The sequence below is a fragment of the Streptomyces sp. NPDC006368 genome, assembly GCF_040612535.1.
GTDB lineage: Bacteria > Actinomycetota > Actinomycetes > Streptomycetales > Streptomycetaceae > Streptomyces.
Genome location: NZ_JBEXQK010000002.1, coordinates 261,577 through 279,790, shown reverse-complemented (window position 1 = coordinate 279,790; position 18,214 = coordinate 261,577). Strand labels below are relative to the sequence as shown.

18 protein-coding genes and 1 pseudogene are annotated in these 18,214 nt (G+C 71.2%); 11 read left to right on the top strand and 8 right to left on the bottom strand.

Annotation, left to right across the window (positions count from 1 at the left end):
* Window positions 1–194 precede the first annotated feature (194 nt).
* Window positions 195–854, bottom strand: coding sequence for a response regulator transcription factor (locus ABZZ38_RS03115; RefSeq protein WP_356735097.1), 660 nt, complete (start codon window positions 852–854; stop codon window positions 195–197).
* 353 nt (window positions 855–1,207) lie between these two features.
* On the opposite strand from ABZZ38_RS03115, the gene pdhA reads away from it, so the two are divergent.
* The 5 genes from pdhA (at window position 1,208) to ABZZ38_RS03090 (ending at window position 6,881) form a co-directional block, all read left to right on the top strand.
* A complete protein-coding gene (gene pdhA / locus ABZZ38_RS03110) occupies window positions 1,208–2,371 on the top strand; it encodes a pyruvate dehydrogenase (acetyl-transferring) E1 component subunit alpha (RefSeq protein WP_356735095.1) in 1,164 nt (387 codons plus the stop codon).
* Between the two features lie 2 nt (window positions 2,372–2,373).
* The gene (locus ABZZ38_RS03105) at window positions 2,374–3,354 is read left to right on the top strand and encodes an alpha-ketoacid dehydrogenase subunit beta (RefSeq protein WP_356735093.1); all 981 of its coding nucleotides are present in this window, start codon (window positions 2,374–2,376) and stop codon (window positions 3,352–3,354) included.
* 13 nt (window positions 3,355–3,367) lie between these two features.
* Entirely contained in the window at window positions 3,368–4,864 is a 1,497-nt protein-coding gene (locus tag ABZZ38_RS03100) for a dihydrolipoamide acetyltransferase family protein (RefSeq protein WP_356735091.1), read from the top strand.
* A gap of 77 nt (window positions 4,865–4,941) precedes the next feature.
* Window positions 4,942–5,583, top strand: coding sequence for a GntR family transcriptional regulator (locus tag ABZZ38_RS03095; protein WP_356735090.1), 642 nt, complete (start codon window positions 4,942–4,944; stop codon window positions 5,581–5,583).
* Window positions 5,580–6,881, top strand: a complete 1,302-nt coding sequence (locus ABZZ38_RS03090) for an MFS transporter (RefSeq protein WP_356735088.1) — start codon at window positions 5,580–5,582, stop codon at window positions 6,879–6,881. Before ABZZ38_RS03095 ends, ABZZ38_RS03090 begins: the two co-directional genes overlap by 4 nt.
* A 130-nt stretch (window positions 6,882–7,011) precedes the next feature.
* On the opposite strand, the gene ABZZ38_RS03085 is transcribed toward ABZZ38_RS03090, so the two are convergent.
* A complete protein-coding gene (locus ABZZ38_RS03085; RefSeq protein ID WP_356735086.1) occupies window positions 7,012–7,836 on the bottom strand; it encodes a maleylpyruvate isomerase family mycothiol-dependent enzyme in 825 nt (274 codons plus the stop codon).
* A gap of 137 nt (window positions 7,837–7,973) precedes the next feature.
* Between ABZZ38_RS03085 and ABZZ38_RS03080 the strand changes: the two genes are divergently transcribed.
* Window positions 7,974–8,765, top strand: a complete 792-nt coding sequence (locus ABZZ38_RS03080) for a carbon-nitrogen family hydrolase (protein ID WP_356735084.1) — start codon at window positions 7,974–7,976, stop codon at window positions 8,763–8,765.
* Window positions 8,766–8,861: 96 nt separating this feature from the next.
* On the opposite strand, the gene ABZZ38_RS03075 is transcribed toward ABZZ38_RS03080, so the two are convergent.
* Window positions 8,862–9,350 carry an LURP-one-related family protein gene (locus ABZZ38_RS03075; protein WP_356735082.1) on the bottom strand — a complete coding sequence of 163 codons (489 nt, stop codon included), beginning with the start codon at window positions 9,348–9,350 and terminating at the stop codon, window positions 8,862–8,864.
* 178 nt (window positions 9,351–9,528) lie between these two features.
* Here ABZZ38_RS03075 and ABZZ38_RS03070 point away from each other — a divergent pair.
* From ABZZ38_RS03070 to ABZZ38_RS03055, 4 genes and pseudogenes are all read left to right on the top strand, one after another.
* Window positions 9,529–9,909: pseudogene (locus tag ABZZ38_RS03070) on the top strand (recombinase family protein); the annotation flags it as partial.
* 19 nt (window positions 9,910–9,928) lie between these two features.
* Complete coding sequence (locus ABZZ38_RS03065; RefSeq protein ID WP_356735289.1) at window positions 9,929–10,303, top strand: recombinase family protein; 375 nt, start codon at window positions 9,929–9,931, stop codon at window positions 10,301–10,303.
* A 41-nt stretch (window positions 10,304–10,344) separates the two neighbouring features.
* On the top strand, window positions 10,345–11,151 hold the full coding sequence (locus tag ABZZ38_RS03060; RefSeq protein WP_356735287.1) for a zinc ribbon domain-containing protein: 807 nt from the start codon (window positions 10,345–10,347) through the stop codon (window positions 11,149–11,151).
* 66 nt (window positions 11,152–11,217) lie between these two features.
* On the top strand, window positions 11,218–13,053 hold the full coding sequence (locus ABZZ38_RS03055) for an NHL domain-containing thioredoxin family protein (protein ID WP_356735080.1): 1,836 nt from the start codon (window positions 11,218–11,220) through the stop codon (window positions 13,051–13,053).
* A 12-nt stretch (window positions 13,054–13,065) separates the two neighbouring features.
* Here ABZZ38_RS03055 and ABZZ38_RS03050 read toward each other — a convergent pair whose 3' ends face one another.
* Complete coding sequence (locus ABZZ38_RS03050) at window positions 13,066–13,293, bottom strand: DUF6458 family protein (protein ID WP_356735078.1); 228 nt, start codon at window positions 13,291–13,293, stop codon at window positions 13,066–13,068.
* A gap of 75 nt (window positions 13,294–13,368) precedes the next feature.
* Window positions 13,369–14,664 carry a M18 family aminopeptidase gene (locus tag ABZZ38_RS03045; RefSeq protein ID WP_356735076.1) on the bottom strand — a complete coding sequence of 432 codons (1,296 nt, stop codon included), beginning with the start codon at window positions 14,662–14,664 and terminating at the stop codon, window positions 13,369–13,371.
* Window positions 14,665–14,776: 112 nt separating this feature from the next.
* Here ABZZ38_RS03045 and ABZZ38_RS03040 point away from each other — a divergent pair, with 112 nt between their 5' ends.
* Window positions 14,777–15,340: a DUF6083 domain-containing protein gene (locus ABZZ38_RS03040; RefSeq protein WP_356735285.1), complete on the top strand. Its 564-nt coding sequence runs from the start codon at window positions 14,777–14,779 to the stop codon at window positions 15,338–15,340.
* 100 nt (window positions 15,341–15,440) lie between these two features.
* Here ABZZ38_RS03040 and ABZZ38_RS03035 read toward each other — a convergent pair whose 3' ends face one another.
* From ABZZ38_RS03035 to ABZZ38_RS03025, 3 genes are all read right to left on the bottom strand, one after another.
* On the bottom strand, window positions 15,441–17,267 hold the full coding sequence (locus ABZZ38_RS03035) for an acyl-CoA dehydrogenase (RefSeq protein WP_356735074.1): 1,827 nt from the start codon (window positions 17,265–17,267) through the stop codon (window positions 15,441–15,443).
* 277 nt (window positions 17,268–17,544) lie between these two features.
* Entirely contained in the window at window positions 17,545–18,012 is a 468-nt protein-coding gene (locus tag ABZZ38_RS03030) for an ATP-binding protein (protein WP_356735072.1), read from the bottom strand.
* Window positions 18,009–18,200, bottom strand: coding sequence for a hypothetical protein (locus ABZZ38_RS03025; RefSeq protein WP_356735070.1), 192 nt, complete (start codon window positions 18,198–18,200; stop codon window positions 18,009–18,011). The genes ABZZ38_RS03030 and ABZZ38_RS03025 overlap by 4 nt, the downstream gene beginning before the upstream one ends.
* Window positions 18,201–18,214: the final 14 nt, after the last annotated feature.

Here is an 18,214-nt window from a genome sequence, read left to right as displayed (position 1 = left end):
CCACCCTCCCGTGGTCCACGGCCCGGCACATGGGTCCGGGGACCCTGCGGCCCGGGACGTAGGTCCCGCGTAAACGCTCCCCGGTCGGGTGCGGCGGCAAAGGCCCCACGCCGCGCCCTCGACGGTGCCGCCGGCCGCCCGATCCCGGGTTCCGCCTCCCGGCCGGGTCCCGGGTCAGGCGCCGGCCGGCTCCCTCAGCGGCGTTCCGCCTGGAGGCGGGCCACGTAGGCGGCGGCCTGACTGCGGCGTTCCATGCCCAGCTTGGACAGCAGGCTGGAGACGTAGTTCTTGATCGTCTTCTCCGCGAGGTGCAGGCGCTCGCCGATCGCCCGGTTCGTCAGGCCCTCGCCGATGAGGTCGAGGATCTTGCGTTCCTGGTCCGTCAACGACGCGAGCCTGTCGTCGCCCTTCGGGGTGTTGCCGTCGCGGAGCCGTTCCAGGACGCGGGCCGTCGCGTCCGGGTCGAGAAGGGACTTGCCGGCGGCGACGTCGCGGACCGCCGCCAGGAGTTCGCTGCCTCGGATGGCCTTGAGGACGTATCCGGAGGCACCGGCCATGATCGCGTCGAAAAGCGCCTCGTCGTCGGCGTACGACGTGAGCATCAGGCATTTGACGGAATCGTCGCGGGAACGGATTTCACGGCAGACCTCGACGCCGCTGCCGTCGGGGAGCCGGACGTCCAGCACCGCGACGTCCGGGCGGGTGGCCGGGATCCTGACCAGGGCGTCCGCCGCCGTGCCCGCCTCGCCGACGACCTCGATGTCGTCCTCGACGGAGAGCAGTTCATGCACGCCCCGGCGCACGACTTCGTGGTCATCCAGCAGAAATACCGTGATTTTTCCGTCTTCGCGCACGGAATCAGTCTCACATACTCACTCTTCCCGTGCCCGGGGTTCGCGGGATAACGTGCCCGTGTTCCGGCGGCCCACAAGGCTGTGACCAGTGATGTTCCACCTTTTCTCGATTTACTTGGAAATCCAAGCAAAATCGCAGGTCAAATGGGGTTTCGCAGTTATGCGACGCACTGGGTAACGTGCCTTTGACAGGGTGCTCGCCGGGGCACCTGTCACGCCTGTTCCCGGCCGAGGGCACCCACCCCGTGCACACGTACGGAAACAGGCGGAGCCGCTTCCCCGAGCTCACAGGAGCGAGGGGGACCCCAGCACCCGGCGGACCCCGGGGGCCGGACAGACGGAGGAGCACGCACGTGACCGTGGAAGGCACTGCCGCGCGCAAGCCGCGACGCAGCAGTAAGCGCACCAGCGCGAGCGGAACCAAGGCAGAGGGCGCCCAGAGCGCCGAGCCCCAGCTCGTACAGCTGCTGACGCCCGAGGGTGAGCGCGTCCAGCACCCCGAGTACGACATCGACCTCAGCCCCGAAGAGCTGCGCGGCCTGTACCGCGACATGGTCCTCACCCGTCGGTTCGACGCGGAGGCCACCTCCCTCCAGCGTCAGGGCGAGCTGGGTCTGTGGGCCTCGCTCCTCGGCCAGGAGGCCGCCCAGATCGGTTCCGGCCGGGCGCTGCGCGACGACGACTACGTCTTCCCGACGTACCGCGAGCACGGTGTCGCCTGGTGCCGCGGGGTCGATCCGACGAATCTGCTCGGCATGTTCCGTGGCGTGAACCACGGCGGCTGGGACCCGAACACCAACAATTTCCACCTGTACACGATCGTCATCGGATCGCAGACCCTGCACGCCACCGGCTACGCCATGGGCGTCGCCAAGGACGGCGCGGACAGCGCGGTCATCGCCTATTTCGGTGACGGCGCCTCCAGCCAGGGCGATGTCGCCGAATCGTTCACCTTCTCCGCGGTCTACAACGCCCCGGTCGTCTTCTTCTGCCAGAACAACCAGTGGGCCATCAGCGAGCCGACCGAGCGCCAGACCCGCGTCCCGCTCTACCAGCGCGCGCAGGGCTACGGCTTCCCGGGCATCCGCGTCGACGGCAACGACGTGCTCGCGTGTCTGGCCGTGACCCGGTCGGCGCTGGAGCGGGCCCGCCGCGGCGAGGGGCCGACGCTCGTCGAGGCGTTCACGTACCGCATGGGCGCGCACACCACCTCCGACGACCCGACCCGCTACCGCCACGACGACGAGCGCGCGGCGTGGGAGGCCAAGGACCCGATCCTGCGGCTGCGCGCCTACCTGGAGAAGCAGGGGTACGCGGACGCCGCGTACTTCGAGGAGCTGGAGACCGAGTCGGAGACGCTCGGCAAGCGCGTCCGCGAGGCGGTGCGGGCCATGCCGGACCCCGAGCACATGGCGATGTTCGACCATGTGTACGCCGACGGGCACGCGCTCGTCGACGAGGAGCGCGCGCAGTTCGCGGCGTATCAGGCGTCGTTCGTGGATGGCGAGGTCAAGTGATCATGGCTGTACAGAAACTCCCGCTCGCCAAGGCGCTCAACGAGTCGCTGCGCACCGCGCTCGAGACCGACCCCAAGGTCCTCATCATGGGCGAGGACGTCGGCAAGCTGGGCGGCGTGTTCCGTGTGACGGACGGGCTGCAGAAGGACTTCGGCGAGGACCGGGTCATCGACACCCCGCTCGCCGAGTCCGGCATCGTCGGCACGGCGATCGGCCTCGCGCTGCGCGGCTACCGGCCGGTCGTCGAGATCCAGTTCGACGGCTTCGTCTTCCCCGCGTACGACCAGATCGTCACGCAGCTCGCCAAGATGCACGCGCGCGCCCTGGGCAAGATCAAGCTCCCGGTCGTCATCCGCATCCCGTACGGCGGCGGCATCGGCGCCGTCGAGCACCACAGCGAGTCCCCCGAGGCGCTGTTCGCGCACGTCGCGGGGTTGAAGGTCGTCTCGCCGTCGAACTCGTCGGACGCGTACTGGATGCTCCAGCAGGCCATCCAGAGCGACGACCCGGTGATCTTCTTCGAGCCGAAGCGGCGCTACTGGGACAAGGGCGAGGTCGACACCGAGGCGATCCCGGGCGAGCTGCACCGCGCCCGCACGGTGCGCGAGGGGTCCGACCTGACGCTGGCCGCGTACGGGCCGATGGTGAAGGTCTGCCTGGAGGCCGCCGCGGTCGCGGCCGAGGAGGGCAGGTCGGTCGAGGTCATCGACCTGCGCTCGATGTCCCCGATCGACTTCGACACCATCCAGGCGTCGGTCGAGAGGACGAGGCGGCTGGTCGTCGTCCACGAGGCGCCGGTCTTCTACGGCTCGGGTGCCGAGATCGCCGCTCGCATCACGGAGCGGTGCTTCTACCACCTGGAGGCACCCGTCCTGCGGGTCGGCGGCTACCACGCGCCGTACCCGCCGGCGCGGCTGGAAGAGGAGTACCTGCCGGGCCTGGACCGGGTGCTCGACGCCGTCGACCGCTCGCTCGCGTACTGAGGAGGACGTGACCATGACTACTGCGTCTTCCCGATTCCGTGAGTTCAAGATGCCCGACGTGGGCGAGGGGCTCACCGAGGCCGAGATCCTCAAGTGGTACGTCCAGCCCGGCGACACCGTCACGGACGGGCAGGTCGTCTGCGAGGTGGAGACCGCGAAGGCGGCGGTGGAGCTGCCGATCCCGTACGACGGGGTCGTCCACGAGCTGCGCTTCCCCGAGGGCACGACGGTGGACGTCGGCGAGGTGATCATCTCCGTCGACGTCGCGCCCGGTACGCAGGAGGAGCAGCCGCAGACCGCGCAGCCCGCGGCCGAGGAGCCCATCGCCAAGGACACCGCGGGGACGGCCGCCGAGGAGGCCGAGCCCCAGGGGCGGCAGCCCGTCCTCGTCGGATACGGGGTGGCCGCGACGTCCACGAAGCGGCGCCCGCGCAAGCCGGCCACCGGTCCGGCAACCGGCGCGGCCACCGGTGCGGCGCCCGTCCAGGCGCCCGCCGCCGCGGCGGTCCAGGGCGAGCTGAACGGCCGCACGGGGGCCCCCGCGGTCGCCCCGGCCGGCCCGCGCCCGCTCGCGAAGCCGCCCGTGCGCAAGCTGGCCAAGGACCTGGGCATCGACCTCGCGACGGTCACCCCGACCGGGCCCGACGGGATCATCACCCGCGACGACGTCCACGCGGCGGTGGCCATCGCCGCGGCGTCGGTCGCCGCCCCCGCCGCCGTACCCGTACAGCAGGCACCGCGGCCGGCACCGCAGGCGCAGCCGGAACCCCGGCAGCCGCAGGCTCCGGCCGCCGCGCCCGCCGGGACCGACCGCGAGACCCGCGTCCCCATCAAGGGCGTCCGCAAGGCCACCGCCCAGGCGATGGTCGGGTCCGCCTTCACCGCGCCGCACGTCACCGAGTTCGTCACGGTCGACGTCACCCGCACGATGAAGCTGGTCGAGGAGCTGAAGTCCGACAAGGACATGGCCGGGCTCCGGGTGAACCCGCTGCTCCTCGTCGCCAAGGCGCTGCTCGTCGCGATCAAGCGCAACCCGGAGATCAACGCCTCCTGGGACGAGGCCGCGCAGGAGATCGTGGTCAAGCACTACGTCAACCTGGGCATCGCGGCGGCCACGCCGCGCGGTCTGATCGTGCCGAACATCAAGGACGCGCACGCCAAGACCCTGCCCCAGCTGGCGGAGGCGCTCGGCGAGCTGGTCGCCACCGCCCGCGAGGGCCGCACCACCCCCGCGGCCATGCAGGGCGGCACGGTGACCATCACCAACGTCGGCGTCTTCGGCGTCGACACCGGTACGCCGATCCTCAACCCGGGCGAGTCCGCGATCCTCGCGGTCGGCGCGATCAAGCTCCAGCCGTGGGTCCACAAGGGCAAGGTGAAGCCCCGTCAGGTCACCACGCTGGCGCTGTCGTTCGACCACCGCCTGGTCGACGGCGAGCTCGGTTCCAAGGTGCTGGCGGACCTCGCCGCGATCCTGGAGCAGCCGAAGAGGCTCATCACCTGGGCGTGACACCGTACGAGGAGGGAGCCCGTCCGTATCGCGGACGGGCTTTTCTCTCGCACCTCTGTTGTATCTATGCTGTGCGCATGCCTTCCGCGCCTCCTGCCGCCGACCGCGTCTACACCCATGTCAAGCAGGCGGTCCTCAACCGCCGCTACCAGGGCGGGACCCTCCTCACCGAGGGCGAGCTCGCCGAGGCAGTCGGGGTCTCGCGTACCCCCGTGCGCGAGGCTCTCCTCAAGCTGGAGATGGAAGGGCTGCTGAAGCTCTACCCGAAAAAGGGCGCCCTCGTCCTCGCCGTGTCCGCGCAGGAGATCACGGACGTCGTCGAAACCCGGCTGCTCGTCGAGGAGTTCGCCGTCCGCAAGGCCGTACCGGCGCCCGCGCGGCTCATCGGGCGGCTGGAGGAACTCCTGGAGGAGCAGCGCCTGCGCGCCGGCGAAGGGGACCTCGCGGCCGTCGCCGTCACCGACCGCTGCTTCCACGCCGAGATCGTGCGCAACGCCGGCAACGAGATCCTCTCCCGCCTCTACGACCAGATGCGGGACCGGCAGCTGCGGATGGGCGTGGCCGTGATGGAGGCCCACCCCGACCGCGTCGCCAAGAACATCGCCGAGCACGCCGAGATCCTCGACGCGATCCGCGCCGGGGACGCCGAGGGCGCCGCACGGTGCGTGCACCGGCACGTCAGCCGCGTCAAGGTGCTGGTCCGGGGTGATGACCGGTGAGCTCCCCCCGTGCCGCGAGCACCCCGAACCCGGAGCCGGGAGGGCGGCGCGCCGTGCTCGTCTGGGGCGTCGGCGTGTCCGTCTACCTCGTCGCCGTCATCTTCCGTACGTCGCTGGGCGTGGCCGGGCTCGACGCCGCCGACCGCTTCGGCGTCAACGCCTCCGCCCTGTCGACGTTCTCCATACTCCAGCTGCTCGTGTACGCGGGCATGCAGATACCCGTCGGCCTGATGGTCGACCGGCTGGGGACGAAGAAGGTCCTCACCCTGGGCGTGGTGCTGTTCACCCTCGGGCAGCTGGGCTTCGCGCTCTCCCCGTCGTACGGCATGGCGCTGGCGGCCCGCGCGCTGCTCGGCTGCGGTGACGCCATGACGTTCATCTCCGTGCTCCGGCTGGGCGGTCGCTGGTTCCCCGCCCGGCGCGGGCCGATGATCGCGCAGGTGGCGGCGCTCTTCGGCGTCGCGGGGAACCTGGTCTCGACGATCGTGATCGCGCGGATGCTGGACGGGCTCGGCTGGACGGCGACGTTCGCGGGCAGCGCCGCGGCCGGGGTCGTCGTCCTCGTCCCCCTGCTGCTCTTCCTCAAGGACCACCCGGAGGGGGCCGAGGCCGCCCCGGCGCCGCACGCCGGACCGGCGTTCGTACGCCGCCAGATCGCGGAGTCCTGGCGGGAGCCCGGCACCCGGCTCGGGATGTGGGTGCACTTCACCACCCAGTTCCCGGCCATGGTGTTCCTGCTGCTGTGGGGCATGCCGTTCCTCGTGGAGGCGCAGCACCTGTCCCGGGGCACGGCGGGTGAACTGCTGACGCTGGTGGTGCTCTCCAACATGGTCGTCGGCCTCGCGTACGGCCAGATCATCGCCCGGCACCACGCGGCGCGCGCCCCACTGGCGCTCGGCACGGTCGCGGCGACGGCGGCCCTGTGGGCGGCCACCCTCGCCCACCCGGGCCGGGCCCCGATGTGGCTGCTGGCCACCCTGTGCGTGGTCCTCGGCGCGTGCGGGCCGGCGTCGATGATCGGCTTCGACTTCGCCCGGCCCGCCAACCCGCCGGAGCGGCAGGGCACGGCCTCCGGGATCGTCAACATGGGCGGGTTCACCGCCTCGATGACGACCCTGCTGGCCATCGGCGTGCTCCTGGACGCGACGGGCGACGACTACCGGATCGCGTTCTCGTCGGTCTTCGTGCTCCAGGCGCTGGGCGTCACGCAGATCCTGCGGCTGCGGGCGCGCACGGCGCGGCTGGAGCGGGAGCGGCTGGTGGCGAGCAGGGTGGAGGCTGTGCACGTCCCGGTGTGACCGCCTGCGGGCTCCACTGCGGCACTCCGGTGCCCGGCCCCCTGCGGGCTCCGCGCTGCGGCACCCCGGTGCCGGACGGCCCGCGGGCTCCGCTACGGCACTCCGGTGCCGGACCCCCGTGCGGGCTCCGCTACGGCGTCACGGCGAAGTGGGCGAGGATCGCGTCCGCCAACTCCTGGTCGCCCTCCGCCTTCACCCGGTCCGCGACGGCCGCCGGCCGCACGCGCCCGCACGCCAGCCGCATGTACGTCTCCCAGTCCATGCTGAGGGTCACCGCGGGCCCGAGGGACGGGGCGCCGTCGATCGTGCCGCGACCCTCCGCGTCGACCCGCACCGTACGCAGGAACTCCACCGGGCCGTGCACGTCGAAGACGACCGCCGTGTTCGGCGGGGCGCCGGCGTCCTTGGCGACGACCCTCGGCAGGACCTGGAGGAAGTTGTCGCGGGCGACGTACGCGCCGGGGGAGTCGAGGTTGCCGGGCCTGCCGAGCGCGGTGCGCAGGTCCTGCTCGTGCACCCAGACGTCGAAGGCCCGCATCCGGTAGGCCACTTCCAGGGACTGCTCGGCGCCCAGCGGCGCGCGGATGAGGGTGTCGGGGGAGCGGTTCTCGTTGCGCAGCCGGCGCGCGCGGCGGATGAGGACGTACTCCAGCTCGGCGGTCATCTCCGGAGCGGTGTGGTGGCGCCGCACGTCGACCTGCATCTCCATGTAGCGGGCGAAGTCGCTGCGCACATGGAAGAGATCGCGGGGGAGGGAGTGGATCGGGCGCGGGTCGCCCAGCATCTCGCACTCCATGCCGATGATGTGCGACACGATGTCGCGCACCGACCAGCCGGGGCAGGGCGTGGGGCGGTTCCACTCCCCTTCGACGAGTGGCTGCACCAGCTCGGATATCGCTTCGATGGAGTGGGTCCAGGCGTCGGCGTAAGTCTGGAGGCTGGGATGGACGGTCACGGGACCCCTCGGGCGGTTTGGTACGCGGGCTGGGTGCTGTGGCAGTTAAGTTACGCTGCCCTGAGGCACCCCGGCAGTGCTTTCGTGTGACGATCGTAGGCCCGTGTTGACAACTCAAGTGCCAGGACGGTGGTAGTGTGCGCGCCTCGCTGATCCAGATCGCGGTGGATCCGGATGAATCATCCCAAGCCCGCCGTGTGCGTGTGGCGTCCCTCGTCCGTGAACAGCGCGGTGCCGACCTGGTGGTCCTCCCCGAACTGTGGCCGGTCGGCGCCTTCGCGTACGAGTCGTTCGAGGCGGAGGCGGAGGGGCCCGACGGCCCGACGTACGAGGCGATGGCCAAGGCCGCGGCCGACGCGGGTGTCTGGCTGCACGCCGGTTCCGTCGTGGAGCGCGCCCCCGACGGGCTCCTCTACAACACCTCCCTCGTCTTCTCGCCGTCCGGTGAACTGGCCGCCACCTACCGCAAGATCCACCGCTTCGGCTTCGACAAGGGCGAGGCGGTGATGATGGCGGCGGGCTCCGCGCTCGTGACCGTCCCGGTGCCGGACCTGCCCCTGGGCGTCGCCACCTGCTACGACCTGCGCTTCCCCGAGCTGTTCCGGGGCCTGGTCGACGCCGGCGCGCTCGCGCTCGTCATCCCGGCGGGCTGGCCGGCCCGCCGCCGGGACCACTGGACGCTGCTGGCACGCGCGCGTGCCGTCGAGAACCAGGCGTACGTCCTCGCCTGCGGCACCACCGGCACCCACGCGGGCGTCGAGCAGGCGGGCCACAGCATCGTGGTCGACCCGTGGGGAGAGGTGCTGGCGGAGGCCGGCACGGCGGAGGAGGTCCTCACGGTGGACCTGGACCCGGAGAAGGTCCGCACGACGCGGGAGCAGTTCCCCGCCCTGAAGGACCGCCTCCTGGGCCTGGCCGCGCCCCGCTGACCCACAACGGCCCCCCAGGACTCCCGGGGCCCCCAGGGGCCGCCGGGAATCCTCCTGGGGCGGGGGCCCCGCCCCGCGGCCCCCGCGGGGGTCCTCCTACTCCCGTTCCGCCATGCGGATCACACACACCGCCACCGCGATCAGCAGTGGCGCGTCCGCGTCCTCCCGCACCACGTCCACGGCGTACGTGTCCCGCATCCGCAGCCACCGCCGCGAAATGTGGGCCAGCAGTTGGCCGTCGTACTCGACGGCGAACTCGCGGTCCAGGATCCGGCCGCTGACGTCCAGCTCCGTCCCGCTGTCGTCCGCCATGGTGACGCGGTAGTGGTTGCGCAGCAGCGACAGGCGCTTGCGGCGAACCGTGGCCAGCGGCTCCCCGTCCCGCTCGATGACCATCGCGTCACGCAGGCTGAGCATCTTCGCCCGCAGCGTGACCAGCACCCGCCCGGCGGGGTCCTTCAGCTCCAGGGTGTCGCGCAGCCGCAGCGCCTTGCCGTCGACGAGGAAGGCGTGGCGCCCATGCTCGTCCTCGATCCAGTAGTCGTCACCGATCGCGAAGATCTTGTCGCGTACGAGGTATTTCATGCCGGGAATGCGTACCCGGTCGCGTGCGGTTGGATGGGGACATGGCTACACGTGCACGCGTTCGGCCCCCGAGCTGATCGGCAAGGGCGGCTGGCTCAACACAGGCGACAAGCAGTACACCCTCTCCGACCTGCGAGGTAAGTGCGTTGTTGTTGATTTCTGGGTTTCCTGAACCAATGTGCGCACTCGTCGCCAGGGTGGAAGCGTGCACCAACACACCACTGCCGACCTGTACTTGCGTCTGTCCCCTGACCGGGAAGGCAAGACCGCGATCGACCGCCAGGAAGCCGACTGCCGGGCGCGGGCGGAGCGCAACGGACTGACTGTCCGCAAGGTCCACATCGACCGTGGACGTTCCGGCTACAAGAACGTCAGCCGCAAGGGGTTCGACGCGGCGATCACAGCCGTCACGGCCGGAGTCGTGGGCGTTCCGGTCGTCTGGAAGCTCGACCGTCTGTCCCGCAAGGGCGTCGGAGAGGTCGGCAAGGCGCTGGACGACATAGGTCGGGTCGGCGGACGGCTGGTCTCCGTCATGGAGGCTCGACACGCGGAACGACAGCGCCCGCGTCACCATCGCGATGCTGGCGGAACTCGCGCGCAACGAGTCGCGCGATCTCGGGATGCGCGTCGGCAGCGCAAAGCGATACCTGCGGCAACGGGGGCAATGGATCGGTGGGCAGCCGCCCTACGGGCTCCTGGTGGACCCGGAGACGAAGAAGCTCGTCCACGACCCCGAGAGCGCCGTCTACGCCCGCCTGATCGCCGACGAAGCGCTGTCCGGGAAGGCGCTCGTCCACATCGCCCGGCTGCTGAACGAGCATGGGGTGGAGTCGGCCCGCGGAGGCGAAAGGAACTCGTCGAGCGTCATGCAACTCCTTCGCTCACCGGCCTTCGCCGGTCTCATGCCGCGACCGAGTACGAGGAGCAGCCGGACGGGACACGCAAGTACATGAACCGGGTCTCTCCCTACCGGGATCCGGCGACCCTCGAAACCGTGAGCATCGGCGAGGGGATCATCACGGTCGGGGAGCGCGAGCTCATCCTCCGCCGGCTCGAAGCGCGCACGTTTCCTCCGGCGGGGAAGCGGCACGGCCACAAGCAGGGGAAGTCACTGCTCACCGGGATAGCACGTTGTGGACTCTGCGGGGCCCGTATGAGCAAGGCCGGCACGTCGTACCAGTGCTCCAGCCACCGGATGGGGCGAGGATGCTCCGGCGTCTCGGCCCGGGTGGAGAGCATCGACGCATACGTGACCCGGGCGTTCCTCCCACGCCTGCCGTCCCTGGAGCCCCAGGACCCGCTGCTCACCGTGATCGCCGACCGCCGGGTGAAGAGGGAGGACCCGGAGGTTTTCGCGAAGCGGGACGCGATCGAGGCGGAGATCGCGGACCAAGGGGCCCGTCTGGCGGACCTGGAGGAGGCCAGGTACGTCCGTGGCGAGTTCACCGGCGCAGAAGCGATCGACCGGTACAACCGGCTCGCCGGACGACTTCGTACCCGGATCGAGGGGCTGCGCGCGGACCTACTGCGGATGCCGGCCCCTTCCGTGGACATCTCTCCGCTCCTGGACGCGGGCCTGCTGCGTGAAGCCTGGGAAGCCGACGATGCAGCCGGAAGGCGTGAGCGCCCAAGCCTCGCAATCGATCGAGTGGAAGTCCAGCGGGGGAGGGTGGGCGTGAGGTTCGACGGTGACGAGCGCTGCCGGATCGTCTGGGCGACGAGAGATGGGGCTGGGGCGGAGGCAGCGGGTGACGAAGTGACGGAAGAATCGGAGGTCGCCGTGGTGGAGCGGATGCCGTAGCTGGGCGGGCCGACGGCGTCGTGCGGCCGTGATCCGATGTTCATGGGTCAATGGCAAGCTTGAAACATGAACGATGCTGCCCCGGCGCCCACCCCCGCGCCCCGCCGTGCCCGTGTCCGTGCCCCCGAGCTGATCGGCAAGGGCGGCTGGCTCAACACCGGAGGCAAAGAGCTCACCCTCGCCGACCTGCGAGGTAAGTGCGTTGTCGTTGATTTTTGGACGTTCTGCTGCATCAACTGCCTGCACGTCCTGGACGAGCTGCGGGAGCTGGAGGAGAAGCACCGGGACACGGTGGTGATCATCGGCGTGCACTCCCCGAAGTTCGTGCACGAGGCCGACCACCGGGCCGTCGTCGACGCCGTCGAGCGGTACGGCGTGCACCACCCGGTCCTCGACGACCCCGAGCTCGCCACCTGGAAGCAGTACGCCGTGCGGGCGTGGCCGACGCTCGTCGTCATCGACCCCGAGGGGTACGTCGTCGCGCAGCACGCGGGCGAGGGGCACGCCAAGGCCATCGAGACGCTCGTGGAGGAGCTGGAGGCCGAGCACGAGGCCAAGGGCACCCTGCGGCGCGGCGACGGGCCGTACGTCCCGCCCGAGCCCGAGGCCACGCACCTGCGCTTCCCCGGCAAGGCGCTCCTGCTGGAGAGCGGCCACCTCCTCGTCTCGGACACCACCCGCCACCAGCTGGTCGAGCTCGCGGCCGACGGCGAGAGCGTCGTACGCCGCTACGGCTCCGGCGAGCGGGGCCTGGCCGACGGCACGGCGGAGGAGGCCCGCTTCAACGAGCCCCAGGGCCTCGCCCTGCTGCCCGGGGGCAGGGTCGTCGTCGCCGACACGGTGAACCACGCCCTGCGCCAACTGGACCTGGCCACCGGTGAGGTGAGCACCCTCGCCGGAACCGGCGCGCAGTGGTGGCAGGGGTCCCCGACGTGCGGCGCCGCCCGCGAGGTGGCGCTGTCGTCGCCGTGGGACGTCGCCTGGTGGCAGGGCAGGGTGTGGATCGCCATGGCGGGCGTCCACCAGCTGTGGGCCTACGACCCGGAGCGGGGGACGGTGTCCGTCGCCGCCGGCACCACCAATGAGGGCCTGGTCGACGGGTCCGCCGACGCGGCGTGGTTCGCGCAGCCGTCCGGGCTCGCCCCGGCCGGCGACCGCATGTGGATCGCCGACTCCGAGACGAGCGCGCTGCGCTGGATCGACGCCGAGGGGGCCGTGCACACGGCCGTCGGCACCGGCCTGTTCGACTTCGGCCACCGCGACGGCGAGGCCGCGCAGGCGCTGCTCCAGCACCCGCTGGGCGTCACCGCCCTGCCCGACGGGTCGGTCGCGGTCTCCGACACGTACAACCACGCCCTGCGCCGCTACGACCCGGCCACGGGCGAGGTCACGACGCTGGCCACGGATCTGCGCGAGCCGAGCGACGCCGTACTCGTCGGCGACGACATCGTGGTCGTCGAGTCGGCCCGGCACCGTCTGACGCGGCTGCGGCTCCCGGAAGAGGCCGTCCAGGTCGATGCCGTCGCCCACCGCACGCGGCGCGAGGCGACCGAGATCGCCCCCGGCACGCTGCGGCTGGACGTCATCTTCCGGGCGCCGACCGGACAGAAGCTGGACGAGCGGTACGGACCGTCCACGCGGCTCCTCGTCTCGTCCACGCCGCCCGGTCTGCTGGCGTCCGGCGAGGGCACCGGCACGGACCTGTCCCGGGAGCTGACGCTGGGTCCGGACGTCACCGAGGGCGTCCTCCACGTCTCGGCGATGGCCGCGTCCTGCGACGACGACCCGGCCAACGAGTACCCGGCCTGCCACGTCCACCAGCAGGACTGGGGCGTGCCGGTGAAGGTCACGGAGCAGGGGGTCTCGCGGCTGCCCCTGATCCTCGCCGGACTCGACAGCTGATCAGGGGGCGCCTCAGAGCACGCGCCGGTCGTCGCCCGGGTCCACGACGGTCGGCGCGACCGTCGGGACGACCGCCCTGCGGCGCCGGTAGATGCTGGTGAACGCCGCGACTCCGATGATGCCGACCGCCATCAGGATCAACCCCACCAGATCGAGGTTGACGCCCTTGGCTTCCCAATCGGTCGCGAAGGTGAGAATCGCACCCACCCCGATGAGGATGATGCAGCCACCCAGACCCATGATGTACGCCTCCTCGTCAACTTCGTAGGCGTTCCGGGTACCCGGAGCCGGAACGCCTACGCGGAACGGGAGGTGTCAGTCCGTCAGGAACGCCGTGAGCGCGTTCGCCAGCAGATACGGGTCGGCCGCGCCGCACAACTCCCGGGCGCTGTGCATTGACAGGATCGCCACGCCGATGTCCACCGTCCGAATTCCGTGCCGGGCGGCGGTGATCGGGCCGATCGTCGTGCCGCACGGCATGTCGTTGTTGGAGACGAACGTCTGCCACGGCACGCCCGCCTTCTCGCAGGCCGCCGCGAAGACGGCCCGGCCGCTGCCGTCCGTCGCGTACCGCTGGTTGACGTTCACCTTGAGCATGGGCCCGCCGTTGGCGCGCGGGTGGTGCGTCGGGTCGTGGCGCTCCGCGTAGTTGGGGTGCACGGCGTGCCCGGTGTCGGACGACAGGCACACCGTCCCGGCGAAGGCGCGGGCCCTGTCCTCGTAACCGCCGCCCCGCGCGAACACCGACCGCTCCAGCACCGTGCCGAGGAGGGGTCCCTGGGCGCCGGTGTCGGACTCGGAGCCGTTCTCCTCGTGGTCGAACGCCGCGAGGACCGGGATGTGCGTGAGGGGCGCGCCGGCCGTGACGGCGGCGAGGGCGGCCACGCCCGCGTGCACGGACAGCAGGTTGTCCATGCGCGGACCGGCCAGCAGCTCCCGGTCCCGCCCGAGGTAGGCGGGGGCTTCCAGGGCGTGCACCATCAGGTCCCAGCCGGCCACGTCGTCGGCGGCCACGCCCGCCTCTTCGGCGACGAAGCGGATCAGGTCGCCCTCGCGGACGTCGTCACCCAGGCCCCAGATCGGCTGCATGTGGCGCTGCCGGTCCAGCTTCAGGCCCTCGTTGACCTGCCGGTCCATGTGGATGGCGAGCTGCGGCACGCGCAGCAGCGGCCGGTCCACGTTCGCCAGGACGTGGCTGCCGTCGCGCAGGGTCAGCCGGCCGGCCAGGCCCAGGTCGCGGTCGAGCCAGGTGTTGAGGAGCGTCCCGCCGTACAGCTCCACGGCGACCTGCCGCCAGCCGTGCGCCCCGGTGTCGGGGCGGGGCTTGACGCGCAGGTTGGGTGAGTCGGTGTGGGCGCCGATGATCCGGAACGGGGTGTGCGGGGCGGCGTCCTTGGGGACGTACCAGGCGATGATCGCGCCGCCGCGGATCACGTACTTGCCGCCGGCGGTCCCGTCCCAGGCGGCGGTTTCCTCGACCTGTTCGAAGCCGGCCTTCTCCAGCCGTTCCGCCGTGTTGGCGACGGCGTGGTACGGCGACGGGGAGGCCGCCAGGAAGGTCATGAGGTCGTCGGTGTGGCCGCGGTCGAAGCGGGCGGGAGAGCTGCTCATGCCCTCACCTTACGGCGGGCGTCGGGGCCGGGCCCGGCCGATTGTCAGTGGTGGCTGCGACGATCGGAACCAGTCCGCCGATCGTGACTTCGGAGGTGCCCCGGTGACCACGATGACCACGCACGCCGCGTCCGCCGCGCATGCCGCGCCCGTCTGCGCCGCGTGCGAGGCGCCCGACGCCGAGTGGAACGCCCGGCTCCTGATGGTGCTGTGCGGCGCCTGCACGACCGCGGCCACGGGGACCCCCGACCGGGACCCGGTGCGTCTCGGGGACATCCTGCCGGTGACGGCGGCGGCGCTGCGCGCCGCGATACCGGCGGCGCCGGAGGGGCGTACCGCCCCGAGGGCCCCCGTGGCGCGTGCCGCACCGGCGGCGCCCGCCGCACCGGCGGCGCCCGCCGCACCGGTGGCGCCCGCACCGCGCACGCAGCCCCCCGCGCAGCGCACCGGCTCCCCCATGACGTGCCGTCACTGCGGCGCGCAGGCCCGCTGGTACCGCACGGTGAACGGCCGGTGGGTGGCCCTGGAGCCGGGCGGGCGCCCGACGGCGCGGGTGCCGCGCGGTGAGCGGTGGTACGTGGCGGGGGACGGCACGGCGGTCCACCTGCGCGGGGCGGCGCCGACGGACATGTGCCGGGTGACCCACTTCTTCGTCTGCGCCGGCCGCCCGGAGTGACCGGGGCGAGGCCCGGGGTCGTCCGGGCATGGAAGAAGGGCGGCCCGCCCCCGGGAACCTCGGGGAGCGGACCGCCCTGGGACCAAACCGCGTACTGGGACTAGAACGCGGCCTCGTCCAGCTCCATGAGGGAGTTGTCGATGCCCTCGGCGATGGCGCGCTCGGTGGAGACGCCGGGCAGGATGTTCGCGGCGAAGAACTTCGCGGCGGCGATCTTGCCCTGGTAGAAGGCGCGGTCCTTCGCGGACGCCGTCTCCAGCTTCTCGGCCGCCACGGCGGCGCCGCGCAGCAGCAGGTAGCCGACGACCACGTCACCGGACGCCATCAGCAGGCGGGTGGTGTTGAGCCCGACCTTGTAGATGTTCTTGACGTCCTCGCCGGTGGCGGTGAGGTCGGTCAGCATCGCGCCGACGATCCCCTCCAGGTCGACGGCCGCCTTGGCGAGCGCGTCGCGCGCCGGGGCGAGCTCCTCGCCGCCGGTGCCGACCGCCAGGAACTTCTTGATCTCCTCGGCCAGCGCGTTCAGCGAGGCGCCCTGGTCACGGACGATCTTCCGGAAGAAGAAGTCCTGGCCCTGGATCGCCGTGGTGCCCTCGTAGAGGGTGTCGATCTTGGCGTCACGGATGTACTGCTCGATCGGGTACTCCTGGAGGTACCCGGAGCCACCGAAGGTCTGGAGCGACTGCGCGAGCTGCTCGTAGGACTTCTCGGAGCCGTAGCCCTTCACGATCGGCAGGAGCAGGTCGTTCAGGCCGATCAGCGCCTTGGCGTCCTCGCCCGCCGCCTCCTTGACCTGGATCTCGTCCTGGATCGCGGCGGTGTACATGACGAGGGCGCGCATGCCCTCCGCGTACGCCTTCTGCGTCATGAGCGAGCGGCGCACGTCGGGGTGGTGCGTGATGGTGACCTTCGGCGCGGTCTTGTCCATGAAGTTCGCCAGGTCGGGGCCCTGCACGCGCTCCTTGGCGTACTCCAGCGCGTTCAGGTAGCCCGTCGACAGGGTGGCGATCGCCTTCGTGCCGACCATCATGCGGGCGAACTCGATGATGCGGAACATCTGGCGGATGCCGTCGTGCTTGTCGCCGATCAGCCAGCCCTTGGCGGGGTGCTTGTCGCCGAACGTCATCTCGCACGTGTTGGACGCCTTCAGGCCCATCTTGTGCTCGACGTTCGTCGCGTAGACGCCGTTGCGCTCGCCCAGCTCGCCGGTCTCCCAGTCGAAGTGGTACTTCGGCACGAGGAACAGCGACAGGCCCTTGGTGCCCGGGCCGTGGCCCTCGGGGCGGGCCAGCACGTAGTGGAGGATGTTCTCCGACATGTCGTGCTCACCGGACGTGATGAAGCGCTTCACGCCCTCGATGTGCCAGGAGCCGTCGTCCTGCTGCACGGCCTTGGTACGGCCGGCGCCCACGTCCGAACCGGCGTCCGGCTCGGTGAGGACCATGGTGGAGCCCCACTGCTTCTCGACGGCGATCTCGGCGATCTTCTTCTGCGCCTCGTTGCCCTCCTCGAAGAGGATGCCGGCGAAGGCCGGGCCGGAGGAGTACATCCACACGGCCGGGTTCGAGCCCAGGATCAGCTCGGCGTACGCCCAGATCAGCGAACGCGGCGACGTGGTGCCACCGATCTCCTCGGGCAGGCCGAGGCGCCAGTACTCGGAGTCCATGAAGGCCTTGTAGGACTTCTTGAAGCTCTCCGGGATCGGCGCGGTGTTCGTCTCCGGGTCGAAGACCGGCGGGTTGCGGTCGGCGTCCGCGAACGACTCGGCGAACTCGTTCTCGGCGAGGCGGCAGAGCTCGTCGAGCACGCTCTTCGCCGTCTCGACGTCCATCTCCTCGAACGGACCGGTGCCGTACACCTTGTCGCGCCCGAGAACCTCGAAGAGGTTGAACTCGATGTCGCGGAGATTCGACTTGTAGTGCCCCATGGCGACGGCTCCGTAAGGCTCGGGGAGGCAGGACCCTCGTACACGTACCAGCTAGTAGCTACGATGATGCTACCCGCCGGTAATAAGAGCAAGCCCGGTGTCTTTTTGTGGCTCGGTTCACCTCCGGGGCGCTGGAGCGTGTGTCGACGGTCGATCATGCTCGGTCCTCGTTCCTCGGGCCCTGCGCGTGATCTCCTTTTCGACACCCGCGCCCCTTCGGCTCACTCGCCTCAGGCCCTTCGCGCCCTTCGTCTCACGGGCGGCACCGCTCCCCCGCTCACCGACGGACGGCGTACGGCATCGGGTCAGGGTCGTGCGGGGCCGTCCCCGTCTCCCGCCCCCTGGCGCCCGCCGCGCTCCGGGCACCATCCTGGGCCGCTTCCTGGGGCAGCTCGCACCAGACGGTCTTGCCGCTGCCCGGCCCGTGGAGGACGCCCCACCGCAGGGACACCGCCTCCACCAGCGCGAGCCCGCGCCCGGACTCGTCCCGCTCGCCCACCGAGCGCAGCAGGGGCCACGCCCTCGGGTCCGGATCACCGACCTCGACCCGGACCCGCCCGCCGGTCCCGTACACCCGGACGGTGACGGGGGTGCCCTCTCCCAGGTGGGCGATCACGTTGCCCACCAGCTCGCTCACGCACAGCTGAAGGTCCGCGCAGGGCGCCCCCACGTGCTCCCGCAGCGCGCGACGCAGCTCGCCCACCTCCTTCGGGACGGCGAGGAACCGGACGGTGAGCGGCTTCACCGGCCGGCCGCCTTGCGCAGGACGGCGCTGAGCGCGCGGGCGGTGGCGATGTTGCAGTTCCCGAGGATGACCAGGGGTGGCGTCCCGAAGTCCCTCCCGAGGGACGGCAGCTTGATGTCATGCGCGGCGAGCGCACCGCGCAGCTCCTGGACGGTGGCCTGGGCCTCGATGTCGTGGGGGTCGGGCATGGGGAGTGCCTTCC